Here is a 17,228-nt window from a genome sequence, read left to right as displayed (position 1 = left end):
ACGCGAGGAACGGAAACGCCCCGATGCGGCGTGGAGGGGTCCGCGGCACCGGGGCGTTCCCTGGCCGGAGGGGGGCGCCGGGGTCAGCTCGTCGGGCGGGCCGGGTAGCTGCCGCCGCGGCGCTGGCCCGGCTGGCGCTGGCCCGGCTCGAAGCCCTTGCCCAGGGTGGTCGCCGTCGCCGTCTGGCCCTCCACCTTGGCCACCACCGTCACGTTCGTGTCGCCCGTCTTCACGTCGCCCGTCTTCTGGGTCGACGAGTCGAGCGTGTACGTCTGCTTGTAGCCGTCCTTGCTGGTCAGCGTCACCGAGGTGGCGGTCAGCTCCGTGACGTCGCCCGTCTGCAGGCGCTCGGTCGTGTACCCGCCGCTGCCGTTCGACACCACGAAGTCGCCGTGCAGGGCGTCGCGCACCGCTGCCATTCCGCCGCCGAAACCACCTCCCGGCATGCCCTGGCCGCGGAACTGGCCGCCACCCGGGCCGCCCGGGCCGCCGAAGCCGCCGGGGCCCTGTGCCGTGTTGTCGGCGCTGCTGGTGCCCGCCCAGATCGCCGCGCCGCCGCCCGCCGCGATCACCACGGCGATGCCAGCCGCGATCGCCGTCTTCTTGCCGGACCAGCCCTTCTTCGGCGCCGCCGGGGCCGGGTCGCCCCAGTTGCTGCCCTCGGGCTGGGTGTTCGGCATCGGCTCGGTCGTCATCGTGTCCCTCCGGTGGTGCCCACACTGGTCCCGCTCAGGTTCGCCGCCCCGGCTGTGTTTGAGCTGTGCGGAGCGTCAGCGGGCGCTGTGCCTCTTCGAAGCCGCCCCGAACGCGCGAACCTTCACAGCAAACGCACAGCGACCGCACAGCGAACACCGACGCCAGACCGGGAAGGTGGCACTATGACCGCTATGAACGCCACGTCACCCGGCCCTGGCAAGGCCGACCTCCGCCGCGCCGACGGGAGCCCGGTGCGGGTCCTCGTCGTCGACGACGAGGCGACGCTGGCCGAGCTCGTCTCGATGGCCCTGCGGATGGAGGGCTGGGAGGTGCGCAGCGCGGGCGACGGCACCGAGGCCGTCCGGATCGCGCGCGAATTCCGCCCCGACGCCGTCGTCCTCGACGTCATGCTCCCCGACTTCAGCGGCCTCGAGGTGCTGCGCCGGATGCGGTCCGAGGCGGCCCACCTGCCGGTGCTGTTCCTGACGGCGAAGGACGCGGTCGAAGACCGCATCGCCGGGCTCACCGCGGGCGGCGACGACTACGTCACCAAGCCGTTCAGCCTCGAGGAGGTCGCGCTGCGGCTGCGCGCGCTGCTGCGCCGGGCGGGCGGGGTGACCGGGGCGAGCGGGTCGACGCTCGTCGTCGGCGACCTCACCCTGGACGAGGACAGCCGCGAGGTGCACCGCGGCGGCGACCTGGTGCCGCTCACCGCGACCGAGTTCGAGCTGCTGCGCTACCTCATGCGCAACCCGAAGCGGGTGCTGTCGAAGGCCCAGATCCTGGACCGCGTGTGGAGCTACGACTTCGGCGGCCAGGCCAACATCGTCGAGCTCTACATCTCCTACCTGCGCAAGAAGATCGACGCCGACCGCGAGCCGATGATCCACACCATGCGGGGCGCCGGGTATGTCCTCAAGCCCGCAGGCTGAACCGGCGCGCGTCCGCCGGCCGTGGTCGCTGCGGCGGCGGCTGATCGTCCAGCTCGCCGCGCTGCTCGCCCTGGTGTGCCTGGTCGTCGGCGTGGTCACCGAGTTCGCGCTGAGCGAGTTCCTCGTCGGCCAGCAGGACAAGCGGCTGGCCGCGGCGAGCGACCGCGCCGCGCACGCCGGGGAACGCCCGCCGCCGTGGACCTACGGTGAAGCGCCACCACCGGACCCGCTGCGCGCGCTCGGCCAGGGCGACGGCACGCTCGCCGCGGTCCAGCGTGGCGTGCTCGCCAGGGGCAGCGTGCTGGACTCCACCGTCGGCGCGCCGTCGAAGCGCAAAGCGCCGTTCCGCGATCTCCCGAAGGCGCAGGTGCTGATCCTGCTCGCGGTGCCGTCCGACGGGAAGCAGCACAGCGTCGACCTCGGGGGCAGCCTCGGCGAGTACCGCGTCGTTTCGACGGTGGAGCCGAACGGCGACAAGACGGTCATCGGCCTGCCGCTGCGGGACGTCAACGAGACGCTCTGGCAGCTCGGGTTCATCCTCGGCGGGGTCGCGCTCGCCGGGATCCTGGTGGCGGGCGCGGTCGGCGCGGCGACGATCCGCCGCACGATGCAACCGCTCGACCGGCTGGCCGCGACCGCGACCCGCGTCTCCGAACTGCCGCTGGACCGCGGCGAAGTGGCGCTGTCCGAGCGCGTCCCGGAGGCCGACACCGACCCGAACACCGAGGTCGGCAAGGTCGGCTCGGCGCTGAACCGGATGCTGCAGCACGTCGCGAACGCGCTGACCGCGCGGCACGCGAGCGAGAACCGCGTCCGCCAGTTCGTCGCGGACGCGAGCCACGAGCTGCGCACCCCGCTGGCGGCGATCCGCGGGTACGCCGAGCTGACCCGCCGCGGCGGCGAGCAGGTGCCCCCGGACGTCGCGTTCGCGATGAGCCGCGTCGAGTCCGAGTCGCGCCGGATGACGACGCTGGTGGAGGACCTGCTGCTGCTCGCCCGGCTGGATTCCGGCCGCCCGGTGGTGCACGAGTGGGTGGACCTGTGCCGCCTGGTGGCCGACGCGGTCGCGGACGCGCACGTCGCGGGCCCGGACCACAAGTGGCTGATGGACGTCCCCGGCGAACCGATCGGCGTCCGCGGCGACGCGGGCCAGCTGCACCAGGTGGTGATCAACGTCCTGGCCAACGCGCGCACGCACACGCCACCGGGCACGACGGTGACGACCACACTGTCCACAGCGGACGGAATCGTCCGGCTCCGGGTGGCCGACGACGGCCCGGGCATCCCCCCGGAAATCCTCCCGGACATCTTCGAGCGCTTCGCCCGCGGCGACAATTCACGGTCCCGGGCGGCCGGGAGCACCGGGCTCGGGCTGGCGATCGTGGCCGCGGTGGTGGCGGCGCACGGCGGGCGCGTCGGGGTGCAGAGCCGGCCGGGGCGGACGGAGTTCGAGATCACGTTCCCGGAGGCACTGGCCCCCTGAGCGCAAGCGGTCGGGCGGATGCACAGCTGACGCACAGCTTCGCCACAAGTTCACCACATCCGGCACCGACACGGTGAACGCCATGACGACCACGCTGTCGGCGCCCGAACACGCCCAGCCCGCTCCCGAAGCCGTCCGGAAACCGCGGTGGGTCAAGCCTTCCGTGGCCGCGCTGCTGGCCGGCACCGCACTGCTCTACCTGTGGGACCTGGCGAAAACCGGCTGGGCCAACGACTTCTACGCGATGGCCGTGCAGGCCGGCACGTGGAGCTGGAAGGCGCTGTTCTTCGGTTCGCTCGATCCGGGCAACGTCGTCACCGTCGACAAACCGCCCTTCTCGCTGTGGGTCATGGGGCTGTCGGGGCGGCTCTTCGGTTTCTCCAGCTGGAGCCTGCTGGTGCCGGACGCGCTCGCCGGCGTCGCGTCCGTCGGGTTGCTCTACCTCGCCGTTCGGCGGCTCTCGGGTCCCGGTGCCGGGCTGCTGGCCGGGGCCGGCCTCGCGCTGACGCCGGTCGCCGCGCTCATGTTTCGCTACGACAACCCCGACGCCTTCCTCGTTCTGCTGCTCGTCGCCGGCGCCTACTGCGTGGTGCGGGCGCTGGAACACGCGAGCACGAAGTGGCTGCTGCTCGCCGGGGTCGCGATCGGCTTCGGTTTCCTCGACAAGATGCTGCAGGCGTTCCTCGTGCTGCCCGCGTTCGTGCTGGTCTACGCCGTCGCGGCGCCGACGTCGCCCGGCCGCCGGCTCGGCCAGCTGGTCGCCGCGGCGGGCGCGGTGGTCGTCTCGGCCGGCTGGTGGATCGCGGCCGTCGCGCTCTGGCCAGTCGCGGACCGGCCCTACATCAGCGGCTCGACCGACAACACGGTGCTGGAACTGGCGTTCGGCTACAACGGCCTCGGCCGGATCTTCGGCGAAGGGCGCGGTGGGCGGGCGGGCACGCCGCCCGCCGGGCTGGAGCTGCCCACCGGTGCCCGGGGAGGTTTCGGTGGCGGCTTCGGCGGCCAAGCCGGCCTGACGCGGCTGTTCGGCGGCGAGTTCGGCGGTGAGGCGTCGTGGCTGCTGCCGGCCGCGGTCATCGGGCTGGTCGCCGGCCTGTGGTTCACCCGCCGCGCGCCGCGCACCGACCGCACGCGGGCGGCGCTGCTGCTGTGGGGTGGCTGGCTGGTGGTCACCGCGCTGGTGTTCAGCTACATGAGCGGCATCATCCACCCCTACTACACGGTCGCCCTGGCCCCCGGGATCGCCGCCACCCTGGCGATTTCCGCGCGCGAGCTCTGGCGCGGCCGGGCGAACTTCGCGGCTCGCGCGGTGCTCGCCGTCATGCTCGCGGTGACGGCGGTCTGGGCGTTCCTCCTCCTCGCGCGGACGCCGGACTGGCAGCCGTGGGTCCGCTACGCGCTCCTCGTCGCCGGGGCTGCCGCCGTCGCGGGCCTGCTGTTCGGCGTCGACCGCTTCCGGCGGCTCGGCCCGGTCGTGGCCGTGCTCGGCCTGTGCGGTGCGCTGCTCGGGACCACGTCCTTCACGCTGGCGACGGCCGCGACCGCGCACTCCGGCGGGACGCCGTCGTCCGGGCCGTCCGTCGCGAGTGGACGCGGCTTCGGCGGCCCGCGCGGCTTCGGGGCGGGGGAGACCGACACCGCGGTGATCGACCTGCTGAGGAGCACGACGACGAAGTGGGCCGCGGCGCAGAGCGGCGCGATGCAGTCGGCGGGCCTGGCGCTGGCGAGCGGACGGCCGGTGCTCGCGATCGGCGGCTTCAGCGGCAGCGACCCGGCGCCGACGCTGACGCAGTTCCGGCAGTACGTCGCCGACGGCGACCTCCACTACTACGTCGCCGGTGGTCGCGGCGGCTTCGGCGGCGGCCGCGGGACCGCCGGGGAGATCCAGGCCTGGGTCGAGCAGAACTTCGCGCCGCTCACGGTGGGCGGCACGACGGTTTACGACCTGACTAAATCTGTCAGCTGATCGAAATTGCGCAGCCGGGTGGAATTGTTTCAAGCGTGTTAACAGTTCGGGAATCATTCGGCGTATTCCAGACCGCTGCGGTATCGGCGGATGCGGACAGGTGTTCGAATTTCCGGAGCGTGGCCGGCTCATTCCGAACGACCATTCGGATCCATCGATGCGCTCTGGGTGATGATCTCGGTACTCTTGGTCGCCACCGTAACGACCAGGAGTCTCGAGGCGTGCACTTGCACGCGCTCCGTGCACGCGCACGTCAGATTCTTGGCCGGTCGGCCGACAGAAACCGCGTTCAAAACGATCTCGAACGCGTCGATCCCGCTGGTTAGCCCAGGTGGCGGTCACTCGTTCGGATGCAATGAGCGGACGTTGTGGGGATCTTGTGCTACTCGCTAGGCTCTCCGCCGGGAGAGGGACAGGGGTGGCTGATCCGGCACGCTGAGTGCTGGGATTCACTGGGGGTAGGCGCCTCCTGTCCGCGTTCTCTCGCGATGACCCGATCAGGTGCGGCCGGAAGAGAGCAGCGATGACCGTGCGCGGTGGCGCAGCTCGAACCGATCGACCTTCTCGTCGTCACCACCCGTAGCCCCGAGCGCGCAATTCCCCCTTTGGTACGGCCCCACTCCACTTCCCCCGCAACCTGGAGTTTCGTTGTGATTTCCCGTCCTCGCCCCCGTCTGCTGACGGTGCTCCTGACTTTGCTGGCCCTCGCCGGGGTCACCGCGCTTTCCGGGTGCAGCGACAGCTCCGCTTCCGGCAGCGGCAGCAAGATCACCATCGGGTTCAGCGCCTGGCCGGGCTGGTTCCCCTGGCAGGTGGCGCAGGAGCAGGGCCTGTTCGCCAAGAACGGTGTCAACGTCGACCTCAAGTACTTCGACAACTACACCGACAGCATCAACGCGCTCTCCAGCGGCGCCATCGACGCCAACAGCCAGACCCTCAACGACACCCTGTCGTCGGTCTCCGGCGGCGCCAAGCTGTCGATCGTGCTGGTGAACGACAACTCCACCGGCAACGACAAGATCATCGCCCGTGACGGGATCACCAGCATCGCCGACCTCAAGGGCAAGAAGGTCGCCGTCGAGCAGGGCGCGGTCGACCACTACCTGCTGCTGCTCGCGCTGCAGTCGGCGAACCTGACCGAAAAGGACATCCAGCTCGTCAACCTCCCGACCGACGCCGCCGCGGCCGCGTTCAAGAGCGGCCAGGTCGACGCGGTCGCCGCGTTCGCGCCGTTCACCTCGACGGCGCTGGAGCGCGCGGGCAGCCGCGCGATCTCGACGTCGGCCGAATTCCCCGGCGCCATCCCCGACCACCTCGTGACGTCGCAGAAGCTGGTCAAGGACCGCCCGAAGGACGTGCAGGCGCTGGTCAACACCTGGTTCGAGACGCTGACCTGGATCAAGAACAACAAGGACGCGGCCGTCAAGGTGATGGCCAAGCGCGGCGGCGTCTCCGAGGAGGACTACAAGTCCTACGACGCCGGCACCACGATCTTCACGCGGCAGCAGAACATCGACGCGTTCACCCCGGGCGTCACCCCGAAGAACCTCGACTTCCAGGCGAACAAGATCATCGACTTCATCGTCGGCACCGGGCTCGCCCAGCAGCGGCCCTCGCTCGACGGCCTGTTCGACGACCAGTTCGTGAAGGCCGCCCCCCAGTGACCGGTCCGACCCAGCGCACCACTCCGGCGAACACGGCCGAGGCGCGGGCCGCCGAGGCGCAGGAAGCGGAACAGCGGCTCGCCGAGCAGCAGGAGGCCGACCGGGTGGGCGGTGGAGGGCCGGACTGGTCGCCGCTGCCCCGCCGGGCCGGGCTGAAGCCGTCCGCTTCGCCGCTTTTCTCCTTGCGCACGCCCATTTCCGCGACGTCCCGCTGGACACTCGCGGCGCTGTCGTTCGCCATCCCGTTCCTGGCGTGGGTGGTGCTGAGCGTCAGCGGGGCCGTCGATTCGACGTTCCTGCCGTCCCCGGCCGCGGTGCTCAAGGCCGGGGTGGACATGGCGAGCACCGGTGAGCTCTTCGAGGACCTCTGGACGACCACCCAGCGGGTGCTCGAAGGCTTCGGCCTCGCCGTGCTCGTCTCCGTGCCGCTCGGCATCCTGATGGGCTCCTTCACCGCCGGGCAGGCGTTCTTCGAGCCGCTGATCGGGCTGCTGCGCTACCTGCCGGCGAGCGCGTTCATCCCGCTGCTGATCATCTGGCTCGGCCTCGGCGAGCCGTCGAAGATCGCCATCCTCTTCATCGGGACGGTCTTCTTCAACACGCTGATGACCGCCGACGTCGTCCGCGGCGTGCCGGACTCGCTCATCGACGTCTCCTACACCCTCGGCGCGCGCCGGGGCGAGGTGCTGCGCAAGATCGTCGTGCCGCACTCGCTGCCCGGCATGATCGACGCGATCCGGGTCAACGCCGCCGCGGCGTGGAACTTCGTGGTCGTCGCCGAGCTGATCAACTCCTCGGCGGGCCTCGGCTACCGGATCGTGCGCGCGCAGCGGTTCCTGCAGACCGACAAGATCTTCGCGGTGCTCGTGGTCATCGGGATCGCCGGGCTCGGAATCGACGTCCTGCTGCGCCTGCTGCGCACGCGGGTCGGGAAGTGGGCGGCATGACGCTGGAGCTGCGGAACGTCGCCAAGGACTACACCGTCCGCGGCAAGACCACGCGCGCCCTCGACGGCGTCGACCTCGAGGTGCTGCGCGGCGAGTTCGTCTGCGTCGTCGGCGCGAGCGGCTCGGGCAAGTCGACGCTGCTGTCGCTGGTGGCCGGGCTCAGCCGGCCGACCGAGGGCGAGATCCTGCTCGACGGCGTGCCGGTGACCGCGCCGGGGCCGGACCGCGGGCTCGTCTTCCAGGCCGGCGCGCTCTACCCGTGGCGCAGCGTCGAGAAGAACGTCGCGTTCGGACTCGAGCTGCTCTCGATCGACGCCGCCGAGCGCGCCAAGCGCGTTGACTGGTACCTGGCCGAGACCGGTCTCGACGGCGTGCGCAAGTCGCTGCCGAAGCAGCTCTCCGGCGGCCAGAAGCAGCGCGTCGCGATCGCGCGCGCACTGGCGGGCGAACCGGAAGTTCTGCTGCTGGACGAACCCTTCGGCGCCCTGGACGTCCAGACCAAAGAGGACATGCAGGTGCTGATCCGCCAGGTGTGGGCCGACACCGGCACCACGGTGCTGATGGTCACCCACGACGTCGAGGAAGCGGTGTTCCTGGGCGGCCGGGTGGTGGTGCTCGCCTCCGACCCGGGCCGGATCGCCGCCGACGTCGAGGTGGCGCTGCCCGCCGAGCGGGACCTGGCGGTGAAGCGCGAACCGCGGTTCCTCGCGCTGCGCGCCCGGATCGAGGACCTGGTCCGGGAGCAGCACCGGGGCCACGTGAGCCGGGTGGCCGCGGTCGAGTGAGAACGGAAGACGGGAAGGTGGCGGGATGAGACACGGCAGGTCGGCCGCGGAACGGGCCGGCGGCGGGGGTTTTCTCACCCGGCTCGGTATTCGCGGCAAGCTGAACCTGCTGCTCCTGCCCCCGCTGGTCGCGGTGGTGCTGGTGTCGGTGCCGTTCGTGCTGACGCAGGCGAACAGCGCCGGCGCGGCGGCGCAGTCGGCCGCCGTGGCGCGGCACGCCCAGCAGCTCGGCGGGCTGATGTGGCAGCTGCAGCGCGAGCGGCTGCTGACGGCCGCGTTCGTGGCGACGCCTTCGGCGAGCCCCGATCAGATGGTGCAGCAGCAGAAAACGGTCGACAGGACGGTCGCCGAGGTCCGCGCTTCGCTGGGTGACGATGCTCCCGACGAGCTTTCCGCGGCCTTGACCCGGATCGGCTCGCTCGGCGAGCTGCGGCAGAACGCGGCCCGCCGCGGCGTCGCGCTCGACAGCGTCGCCCGCACCTACAACGCGGTGGTCGACGCGGTGATCGACTCCCTGCGCCTGGTCCCGCAGCTCACCAGTGACGCCGAGGGCACGCGGGAGCTGACCGCCCTGGACGCGCTGCTGCGGGCGAACGAGGAGAACTCGCTGCGCGCGATGGCCCTCATCGTGACCGCGGTGTCGCCGGCGGCCGGCCGGTCCATCCTGGACGACGCGACCCAGCAGGCGCCGATCTTCATCGACCGGTTCGTCAAGCAGGGCGACGACGGCGACGACAGCGAGCGGGCCGCCCTCGTCGTCCGGGTCGAGCAGAGCGACGCCGGCCGGCGCGTCGACGACCTCGCCGCCCAGGTCGGCAACCCGCGTGACGCGGCGGGCACCACGCGGTACGTCTCGGACGTCCTCTCCGCGGCGGACACCCACGCGGGACAGCGGAAGCTCGTGCAGGAACGGGCGATCAGCGAGATCACCGACTCCGCGACCGAGCGGGCCGACAGCGCGACCCGGCTGGCCTGGACGGTCGGCCTCGGCGCGGGCGGGCTGTTCCTGCTGGTCGCCTTCCTCGCCGTCGCGGTGTCCCGTTCGATCGCCGGGCCGCTGCGCCAGCTGACCACCGCGGCGACGTCGGTCGCCGACCTCGCCGGCACCGAGCTCGTCCGCGTGACCGACACCGAGGAGGCCGAGGAGCAGATCCCGCGCCTGGCCACCATCGACGTCGTCTCCGACGACGAGCTCGGGAAGCTGGCCGCCGCGTTCAACCGGGTCCAGACCACTGCGGCCGAGCTGGTCGAACGCCAGGCGCTCACCCGGCGCAACACCAGCTTGATGTTCGCGAACGTCGCGAAGCGGACGCAGAACCTCGTCGGCCGCCAGCTCGCGCTCATCGACGAGGTCGAGCGCAACGAGCAGGACACCCGGCTGCTGGCCAGCCTCTACCGGCTCGACCACCTCTCCACCCGCCTGCGCCGGAACGCCGACAACCTGCTCGTGGTGTCCGGCACCCGCGACGAAACGCGGATCGCCGGCCCGATCGAGCTGTCCACGGCGCTGCGCTCGGCGCTCGCCGAGATCGAGGACTACCAGCGCGTCAAGCTCGGTGTCGTCGCCGAAATCCTGCTGTCGTCGGCCCTCGGCGCCGACCTCGTGCTCGTGTTCGCCGAGCTGCTGGAAAACGCGACGTCGTTCTCGCCGCCGGGCTCGATGGTCGAAGTGGACACCATGCTGCTGGCCGACGGCGCCTGCCTGGTGAGCATCGTCGACCACGGCATCGGCATGACCGCGGAGAAGCTGGGCGAGGAGAACCGGCGGCTCGTCGAACGCGAACGCCTGGAGCTCGCGCCGACCAGTGTGCTCGGCCTGTTCGTGGTCGGCCGCCTGGCGCGGCGCCACGAGCTGGGTGTCGAGCTGCTCGCGACGCCGACCACCGGCGGCGTGACCGCGCGGCTGACCATCCCGGCGTCGCTGTTCAGCCACCGCACCCAGCTGCGGTCGAAAACCGAGCAGCCACCCGTGATCCCGGCGCAGGCCGCGCCGCCGAGCGCGTCGTCGCCGCGGCACGCCGCACCGGCCGTCCCGATCGCGCCGGCTGCTCTGTTCTCTTCTGACGACTTCCGGCCGCCGGCGCCCGAACGCGACCGGCCCGCCGAACTGCCGGCGCCGGCGATCCCGGCGCTGCTCGGCCACGGCAACGGCTTCCGCTGGTTCCGCGAACTGGAACCGGTGTGGCCGGACGCCGAACCCGACGCCGAGTCCGCCGAAGCGCCCGAACCGGCGGTGGCGGCCGCGACGGCGACGACGTCGGCGACGGCGGTGTCTTCGGTGTCTTCGGTGTCTTCATCGGAGTCGCGGGGTGGCCTGCGCCGCCGGGTCCGCGGCGCCCAGCTGCCCAGCCCGGGCACGTCCGAGCCGGTGACCGACGCCAAGCCGCGGCACGACCCGGAAGCGACCAAGGCCGCGATGGACGGCTTCGCGAGCGCCTTCGCGAAGGCCGCCGAGGTCAGCGTCCCGCCCACCAGCACCTTCGCCAAGGCCGCCGAGGTCAGCGCGCTGACGGCCGACCCGCCGCCCGCCGCCGTGACCGAACCCGGGTCACCGCTCCCGGCCCGCGCTCCCGCGGACGCGCAGCCGGTGGCCACGGCCCCCTTCTCGGCCGCCGCGCAGTCGCGCGACGGCCTGATCCGCCGCGTCCCCGGCGCCCAGCTCGCCCCGGGCCTGCGTCAGCAGACCGCGGGGCGGCCGCTCGCCCGCGCCGTCGTCAACCGCAGCAAGCGGGACCCGGCGGCCGAACGAGCGGCGTTCGACGCGTTCGCCGCCGGCCTCGCGAAGGCGGAGGACGTTACGGCAGACAGCCCGCCCCGAGGCGTGGTCGCCGGTCGTGTGATGGAACGAGGAGAAGAGAGCAGGAAATGAGCATCCCCGCAGCTGGCGTCAGTGTCGAAGCCCAGAACTTCAACTGGCTGGTGAGCCGCTTCGCGCAGCACACCGCGGGCGCGATAGCCGCCATCGCGGTCTCGGCCGACGGCCTGCTGATCGCGATGTCGACGGAGCTCGAGCGCTCCAACGCCGACCGCCTGGCCGCCATCTCCTCCGCCATGCTCGGCCTCGCCCACGGCGTCTCCGAAAGCCACCCGCTCGGCTCGCCCGACAAGGTGATCATCGAACTCGAGCACGGGTACCTGCTCGTCTGCACGATCAGCATCGGCTGTTCGCTGGGTGTGCTGGCCAACAAGCAGGCCAGCCTGGGCACCATCGCCTACGAGATGGCGATGTTCGCCAACCGCGCCACCGAGGTGCTCACGCCGGGCCTGATCGAGGAGCTCAAGAACACCGTGGGGTCGTGATGCCCGAGGAACCGGACATCTCGCTGCTGCGGCCGTACCTGATGACCTCGGGGCGCGCCCAGCCGGTCGACCAGAGCCTCGAAATCGAGGCGCAGGTCATGACGTCCCGCCTCGGCGCGGCGTCGCACCCCAAGCTCACGTTCGAACGCCAGGAAATCGTTTCCCTCTGCCGGAACACGATGTCGGTCGCCGAGGTGGCCGCCATGCTCGGCCTGCACATCGGCGTGGCCAGGGTGCTGGTGGCCGACCTCGCCGAACTGGGCTACGTCGTCGTCCGGCGGCCGGGCAACCACAACTCGCACGACCTCGGCATGATCGAAAGGGTCATTCGTGGACTCGAAGCCATTCACTGAACCGGCCACCCGGCCGCCGGCCCCGGTCAAGATCGTCATCGCGGGCGGCTTCGGCGTCGGCAAGACGACGGCGGTGTCGTCCATCTCGGAGATCAAGCCCCTCACCACCGAGGCGGCGATCACCTCCGTGGCCGCGGCCGTGGACAGCACCGGCCACGTCCCGGCCAAGACCACGACGACGGTGGCCCTCGACTTCGGCTGCATCACGATCGACGAAGAGGTCAAGCTCTACCTGTTCGGCACGCCGGGCCAGGACCGCTTCGGCTTCATGTGGCAGGACCTGGTCCACGGCGCACTGGGCGCACTGGTCATCGTGGACACCCGCCGCATGGACGACTGCTACCCGGCGGTCGACTACTTCGAGAACGCGGGCCTGCCGTTCGTGGTCGCGGTGAACATGTTCGACGGCTCGCTGGGCCACAACTTGGAGGACGTGCGCTGGGCACTCGCGGTCAGTGACGACGTCCCGCTGATCACGTTCGACGCCCGGCAGAAGCTTTCGGTGCGAGACGCGCTGCTGGCGGTGCTGCACAACACGTTCAAACGGGCACGAGCCCAGGCTGGTGCGGGGACCTGAGTGGCTTTCGGCAGGGTCTCCGGCGGCATCGGAGACCTTCCGACTACACTGATCCACGGACCCCGCGCGGCGTCCACCCTGTGAACCTCCCCAGGGCCGGAAGGCAGCAAGGATAAGCAGGCTCTGGCGGGTGCGCGGGGTCCCCTTCTTTTCGGCTCCGGCTTCGGGGCTTCGCCCCTCTGCCGGGCCTTCACTTCGTTCTTCTGCCCGGGGGCCGAGCCCCCGGACCCCCACGGTGCCTCGTGCTCGGCCTGCCAGCCCTGCCGCGCCCCCCGGCGACCTGCGGTGGTGTGCCTGCCGCAGCTCCCGCGGCCTGTCGTGGTGTGCGCTGCCGCGGCTCCCGCGGCCTACGGTGGTGTGCGCTGCCGCGGCTCTTGTGACCTGCCGTGCCTGCGGCGGCTCCCCCGCGGTCTGTCGTGGGTGTGGCTGCGGTGGTCCGGTGGGGGTCAGAACAGGCCCAGTACGTCGTCCGGGGGTTTGGGGGGCGGTGGGGCGTCTGTGTCCGTTATGGGGGCCGCTCGGCCCGCCAGCTTTTGCAGCTCCGGGCCGTATACGCACCTTGCCGGGAAGGCCGCCGAGGCCGCTTGCCTGGCCAGCTCTGCCGTGGGGAGCTCGGTTGCCGAGGCCGCCAGCACCAGATTGCCGAAGCGGCGGCCGCGCAGGACTCCCGGGTCCGCCAGCAGCAGCACCTCCGGGAAGACCTCGAGCAGCGTTGCCAGGAAGCGGCGGGCGAACGGCAAGCCCGCACCGTCCGTGATGTTCACCAGGTAGCTGCCCGGGGCGCGGAGGATGCCCGCGATCGCCCGAGTCGCCTCCAGCGTTGCCAGGCCGCCGGCCAGCGTTGCCCGCTCGAACGCGTCGACCACCACCAGGTCCGCCGAATCCTCCCGGCGCGTCGCCAGCCCCTCGCGGCCGTCCGTCACCCGGACGCGCACACCCGGCACCCGCAACCCCAGCTGCGCGCGGACCAGCTCCACCAGCTCGCCGTCGGCGTCGAACACCAGCTGGCGGGATCCCGGCCGCGCTGCCGCGACGTACCGCGGCAGCGTGCACGCCGCCCCGCCGACGTGGAGCGCGTCCAGGGGGCCCGGTGGCAGCCGGTCCACCACCTCCGCGAACCGGCGGACGTAGTCGAACTCCAGGTGAGCGGGGTCGTCGAGGTCGACGTACGACTGCGCGACGCCGTCCACCGACACCAGCCAGGCGTTGCCGCGGCCGGTGTCGCGGACCAGCTCCGCCGTGCCGAACCGCACCGGGTACCGCCCGGGCACCGGCTCGGGCTTCCGCGTGCGGCTCACGGGATCCGAGGTTATCGGAAACATTCCGACCGCTCCGGCGATAAGGGAACGGACGATCATCGATCGAGGGGGTTTCACCTTGCGTGCAAACGCAATAATCGTTGCCGCGGCACTCGCGGCCGGGGTCTTCGCAACGCCGGCGGCCGCGGATGTGCTGCCCGACCGGGCGCAGGCCGTTTCCCTGCTGGAGACCGGCGGCCCCGGCGTGGCGCGAGCCGCCGAAGCGGCGTTGCTCGGCTCGCCCGCCGACCTGCAGGCCTTCCTGGCCACCGGCCGCCAGCAGGCGCAGAACGACGACGAGCGGGTCCTCGTCAGCCAGGCGCTCTCCTCCGGCGGCCCGATCACCAAGCGCACCGCCCAGCGGGCGCTCAGCGGCACCCAGGACGACATCCGCGAGTACCTGGCGAACGGCCTGCCGCTGGCCCGCAGCGCCGACGACCGGATCGCCGTCAGCCAGGCCATGGACACCGGCGGCCCGACCGTGAACGAGCAGGGCATGGAGGTACTCGACAACGGCACCCCCGCCGACGTGCGGGCCTTCCTGGAGACCGGCCTGCAGCAGGCGAAGGAGGTCGACGAGCGCATCGCGGCCGACCAGGCCCTGGCCGCCGGCGGCCCGGAGGTCGTGGCCGCCGCGCAGACCGCGCTCGACGGCACGCCCGACGACGTCCGTTACTTCCTGTCGCTGTGGCGGCAGGTCGCCGCGAACTACGACGCCGAAGTCACCGCGGTCCAGGAGCAGCTCGACGCGGCCAAGGCCGCCGCGGCCGGCAACCGGCCCCAGGACGTGAAGCTCGCCGCGGAAAAGGCCGCGCAGCTCGCCGCGGACGCGCGGAAGGCGAACGCCGACCGGCTCGCCACCCAGCAGGGCCAAAACCAGGAGGCCGGCCGGGCCGCCGCGGCCGCCGAGGCGGCCGCGCAGCAGCAAGCCAAAGAGGCCGCGGATCGCGCCGCGCAGGCGAAGAAGGACAACGACAAGCTGCTGGCCGACGCGGCCGACCCGGCGCTGACCGTGCCGAACGGCCGCAAGGCGTCCGTCTACCTGCTGCGGCACGGCAGTGCCGCCGTCAAGAACGCCGCCCGTGCCGCGCTGAGCGGCTCGGACGACGACGTCGTCACGCTCGTGCGCAGCGGTCTCGCCGTCGCGCAGGAGTCCGACGACCGCGCCGCCGTCTCGGCGATCGCGGCGGACCCGAACGCCCGCCCGGGCCTGCGCCAGGCGGCTCGTGACGCGCTCGCCGGCCCGTACGCCGGTGTCGCCGCGCTGCTGCGCACCGGTGACTACCCGGGCCGGGACACCGACGACCGCATCGAGGTCAACCAGCTCCTGGCGGCCGGTGGCCCGGCGACGAAGTCGTGGGCGCAGAACGCGCTGGACGGCACCGTCGCGGACATCCGCGAGTTCCTGGCCCACGGCCGGTACACGGCGCACCTGATCGACCTGGACGTCTACGTCACCCGGACCTTGGGGGAGGGCCCGGAGGTGAGGGCGGTCGCGCAGGGCGTGCTCGACGGGCCTGACTCGGGCGCGCAGCACTACCTGGACGTCGAGCTGCCGAAGGCGCGGGCGCGTGACGCGTTCACGGCGGCGCACGTCACCAAGGTGAACGCTCTGGTCGCCGAAGCGGCGGCCCTGGTCTCCTGACCGCACGGCGAAGGTTGTCGGTGGTGCCCGGTACTCTCGCGGCGTGGCTCTAGCGCTGTACCGCAAGTACCGTCCGGCAACCTTCGCCGAGGTCGTCGGGCAGGAGCATGTGACCGAACCCCTCCGCACGGCGCTGGCCGCCGGGCGGATCAACCACGCCTACCTCTTCTCCGGTCCACGCGGCTGCGGCAAGACGTCGAGCGCGCGGATCATGGCCCGCTCGCTGAACTGCGTCAAGGGGCCGACGCCGGACCCGTGCGGCGAGTGCCACTCGTGCAAGGCGCTCGCGCCGGAGGGCTCGGGCAGCATCGACGTCACGGAGCTCGACGCGGCCAGCCACGGTGGTGTCGACGACGCCCGCGAGCTGCGTGACAAGGCGTTCTACGCGCCGGCCGAGTCGCGCTACCGCGTGTTCATCATCGACGAGGCGCACATGGTCACCACGCAGGGCTTCAACGCCCTGCTGAAGATCGTGGAAGAGCCGCCCGAGCACGTCATCTTCATCTTCGCGACGACCGAGCCGGACAAGGTGCTGACCACCATCCGCTCGCGCACGCACCACTACCCGTTCCGGCTGATCCCGCCGAGCTCGATGCGCAACCTCCTGGAGCGCAACATCGCGGCCGAGGGCGTCGAGGTCGAGCCGGCGGTGTACCCGCTGGTCATCCGCGCGGGCGGCGGCTCGGCGCGTGACACGCAGTCGGTGCTCGACCAGCTGCTCGCCGGCGCCGGGCCGGAGGGCGTTTCGTATTCGCGGGCGGTCGCGCTGCTGGGCGTCACCGACGTCGCGCTGATCGACGACATGGTCGACGCGCTCTCGACCGAGGACGCGGCCACGGTGTTCGGCACGGTCGAGAAGCTCACCGAGGCCGGCCACGACCCGCGCCGGTTCGCGACCGACCTGCTCGACCGGCTGCGCGACCTGGTGCTGCTGCGCGCGGTGCCGGAGTCCGCGGGCGGGCTGGTGTCCGCGCCGGAGGAGGAACTGTCGCGGATGGTCGCGCAGGCCGAGCGGCTCGGCCTCGGCACCCTCTCCCGCTACGCCGACATCGTCCACAATGGACTTCTGGAGATGCGCGGCGCGACCTCGCCCCGGCTCGTGCTCGAGCTGCTGTGCGCGCGGATGCTGCTGCCGTCGGTGACCGATGCGGAGAAGGCCCTGCTGGCCCGGATCGAGCGCCTGGAGCGCCGCGCGACGCTCGCCGGCGGCGGAGGCGCGCCGGCCGAGGGCGGCGTGGAGCCGCCGGTGCGCGCGGCTCCGGAACGCGAGTTTTCGAGGCCTTCGCAGCGCCCGGCTTCGGCGGCTCCGGCACCGGTGCCGGAGCCGGTCAAGCCGCCCGGGCGCCCGGCCGCTGCCGACCCGGCAGACGGCGGGAGTGCCGCCCGTGCGTCGGCTCCGGCGCAGCCGAACGAAGGCAGGAGTGCCGCGCCTACGCCGGACGGTGGCACGCCCGCACCCGCCGCAGCGGCACCGGCGGCTTCGGCGGCCGGGACCCCGGCGGGCGATGGCGGCTGGGGCGCGGTGCGCACGCCCGGCGGTGGCACGCCCGCTCCGGCGAGCGCCCCCGCTTCTTCCGAAGGC

Annotated in this window: 14 protein-coding genes and 1 other RNA gene; 13 read left to right on the top strand and 2 right to left on the bottom strand. The window is 72.1% G+C overall.

What is annotated here, in order from left to right:
* Positions 1 to 83: 83 nt before the first annotated feature.
* A complete protein-coding gene (locus tag ACFVYA_RS16490; RefSeq protein ID WP_387045784.1) occupies positions 84 to 695 on the bottom strand; it encodes a hypothetical protein in 612 nt (203 codons plus the stop codon).
* Positions 696 to 878: 183 nt separating this feature from the next.
* On the opposite strand from ACFVYA_RS16490, the gene ACFVYA_RS16485 reads away from it, so the two are divergent.
* The 11 genes from ACFVYA_RS16485 (at position 879) to ffs (ending at position 12,852) form a co-directional block, all read left to right on the top strand.
* The gene (locus tag ACFVYA_RS16485) at positions 879 to 1,628 is read left to right on the top strand and encodes a response regulator transcription factor (RefSeq protein ID WP_387045782.1); all 750 of its coding nucleotides are present in this window, start codon (positions 879 to 881) and stop codon (positions 1,626 to 1,628) included.
* Complete coding sequence (locus ACFVYA_RS16480) at positions 1,606 to 3,111, top strand: cell wall metabolism sensor histidine kinase WalK (protein ID WP_285987117.1); 1,506 nt, start codon at positions 1,606 to 1,608, stop codon at positions 3,109 to 3,111. The genes ACFVYA_RS16485 and ACFVYA_RS16480 overlap by 23 nt, the downstream gene beginning before the upstream one ends.
* An 82-nt stretch (positions 3,112 to 3,193) precedes the next feature.
* Complete coding sequence (locus tag ACFVYA_RS16475) at positions 3,194 to 5,077, top strand: glycosyltransferase family 39 protein (RefSeq protein ID WP_387045780.1); 1,884 nt, start codon at positions 3,194 to 3,196, stop codon at positions 5,075 to 5,077.
* 650 nt (positions 5,078 to 5,727) lie between these two features.
* Entirely contained in the window at positions 5,728 to 6,741 is a 1,014-nt protein-coding gene (locus tag ACFVYA_RS16470; protein WP_387045779.1) for an ABC transporter substrate-binding protein, read from the top strand.
* Complete coding sequence (locus ACFVYA_RS16465; RefSeq protein WP_387045777.1) at positions 6,738 to 7,688, top strand: ABC transporter permease; 951 nt, start codon at positions 6,738 to 6,740, stop codon at positions 7,686 to 7,688. The genes ACFVYA_RS16470 and ACFVYA_RS16465 overlap by 4 nt, the downstream gene beginning before the upstream one ends.
* The gene (locus ACFVYA_RS16460) at positions 7,685 to 8,473 is read left to right on the top strand and encodes an ABC transporter ATP-binding protein (RefSeq protein WP_387045775.1); all 789 of its coding nucleotides are present in this window, start codon (positions 7,685 to 7,687) and stop codon (positions 8,471 to 8,473) included. Before ACFVYA_RS16465 ends, ACFVYA_RS16460 begins: the two co-directional genes overlap by 4 nt.
* A 25-nt stretch (positions 8,474 to 8,498) precedes the next feature.
* Positions 8,499 to 11,342 carry a nitrate- and nitrite sensing domain-containing protein gene (locus ACFVYA_RS16455; protein ID WP_387045773.1) on the top strand — a complete coding sequence of 948 codons (2,844 nt, stop codon included), beginning with the start codon at positions 8,499 to 8,501 and terminating at the stop codon, positions 11,340 to 11,342.
* Positions 11,339 to 11,773 (top strand): roadblock/LC7 domain-containing protein, encoded by a 435-nt coding sequence (locus tag ACFVYA_RS16450; RefSeq protein ID WP_285987111.1) that lies wholly within the window; start codon positions 11,339 to 11,341, stop codon positions 11,771 to 11,773. The genes ACFVYA_RS16455 and ACFVYA_RS16450 overlap by 4 nt, the downstream gene beginning before the upstream one ends.
* Complete coding sequence (locus ACFVYA_RS16445; protein WP_285987110.1) at positions 11,773 to 12,126, top strand: DUF742 domain-containing protein; 354 nt, start codon at positions 11,773 to 11,775, stop codon at positions 12,124 to 12,126. Before ACFVYA_RS16450 ends, ACFVYA_RS16445 begins: the two co-directional genes overlap by 1 nt.
* Positions 12,104 to 12,703, top strand: coding sequence for an ATP/GTP-binding protein (locus ACFVYA_RS16440; RefSeq protein ID WP_387045772.1), 600 nt, complete (start codon positions 12,104 to 12,106; stop codon positions 12,701 to 12,703). Before ACFVYA_RS16445 ends, ACFVYA_RS16440 begins: the two co-directional genes overlap by 23 nt.
* Before the next feature lie 54 nt (positions 12,704 to 12,757).
* Positions 12,758 to 12,852: signal recognition particle sRNA small type (ffs, locus tag ACFVYA_RS16435), an RNA gene on the top strand.
* Positions 12,853 to 13,149: 297 nt separating this feature from the next.
* Here the strand turns inward: ffs and ACFVYA_RS16430 are convergent.
* Complete coding sequence (locus ACFVYA_RS16430; RefSeq protein ID WP_387045770.1) at positions 13,150 to 14,025, bottom strand: spermidine synthase; 876 nt, start codon at positions 14,023 to 14,025, stop codon at positions 13,150 to 13,152.
* Between the two features lie 55 nt (positions 14,026 to 14,080).
* On the opposite strand from ACFVYA_RS16430, the gene ACFVYA_RS16425 reads away from it, so the two are divergent.
* Both ACFVYA_RS16425 and ACFVYA_RS16420 read left to right on the top strand, forming a co-directional pair.
* Positions 14,081 to 15,646 (top strand): ALF repeat-containing protein, encoded by a 1,566-nt coding sequence (locus ACFVYA_RS16425; protein WP_387045768.1) that lies wholly within the window; start codon positions 14,081 to 14,083, stop codon positions 15,644 to 15,646.
* A 43-nt stretch (positions 15,647 to 15,689) separates the two neighbouring features.
* Positions 15,690 to 17,228 (top strand): DNA polymerase III subunit gamma and tau (locus ACFVYA_RS16420; protein WP_387045766.1); only part of this gene is annotated, 1,539 nt, incomplete at its 3' end.

Source organism: Amycolatopsis sp. NPDC058278 (genome assembly GCF_042881395.1).
GTDB lineage: Bacteria > Actinomycetota > Actinomycetes > Mycobacteriales > Pseudonocardiaceae > Amycolatopsis.
The sequence above is the reverse complement of the archived record's forward strand: the minus strand, read 5'-3'. Positions and strand labels throughout refer to the sequence as shown.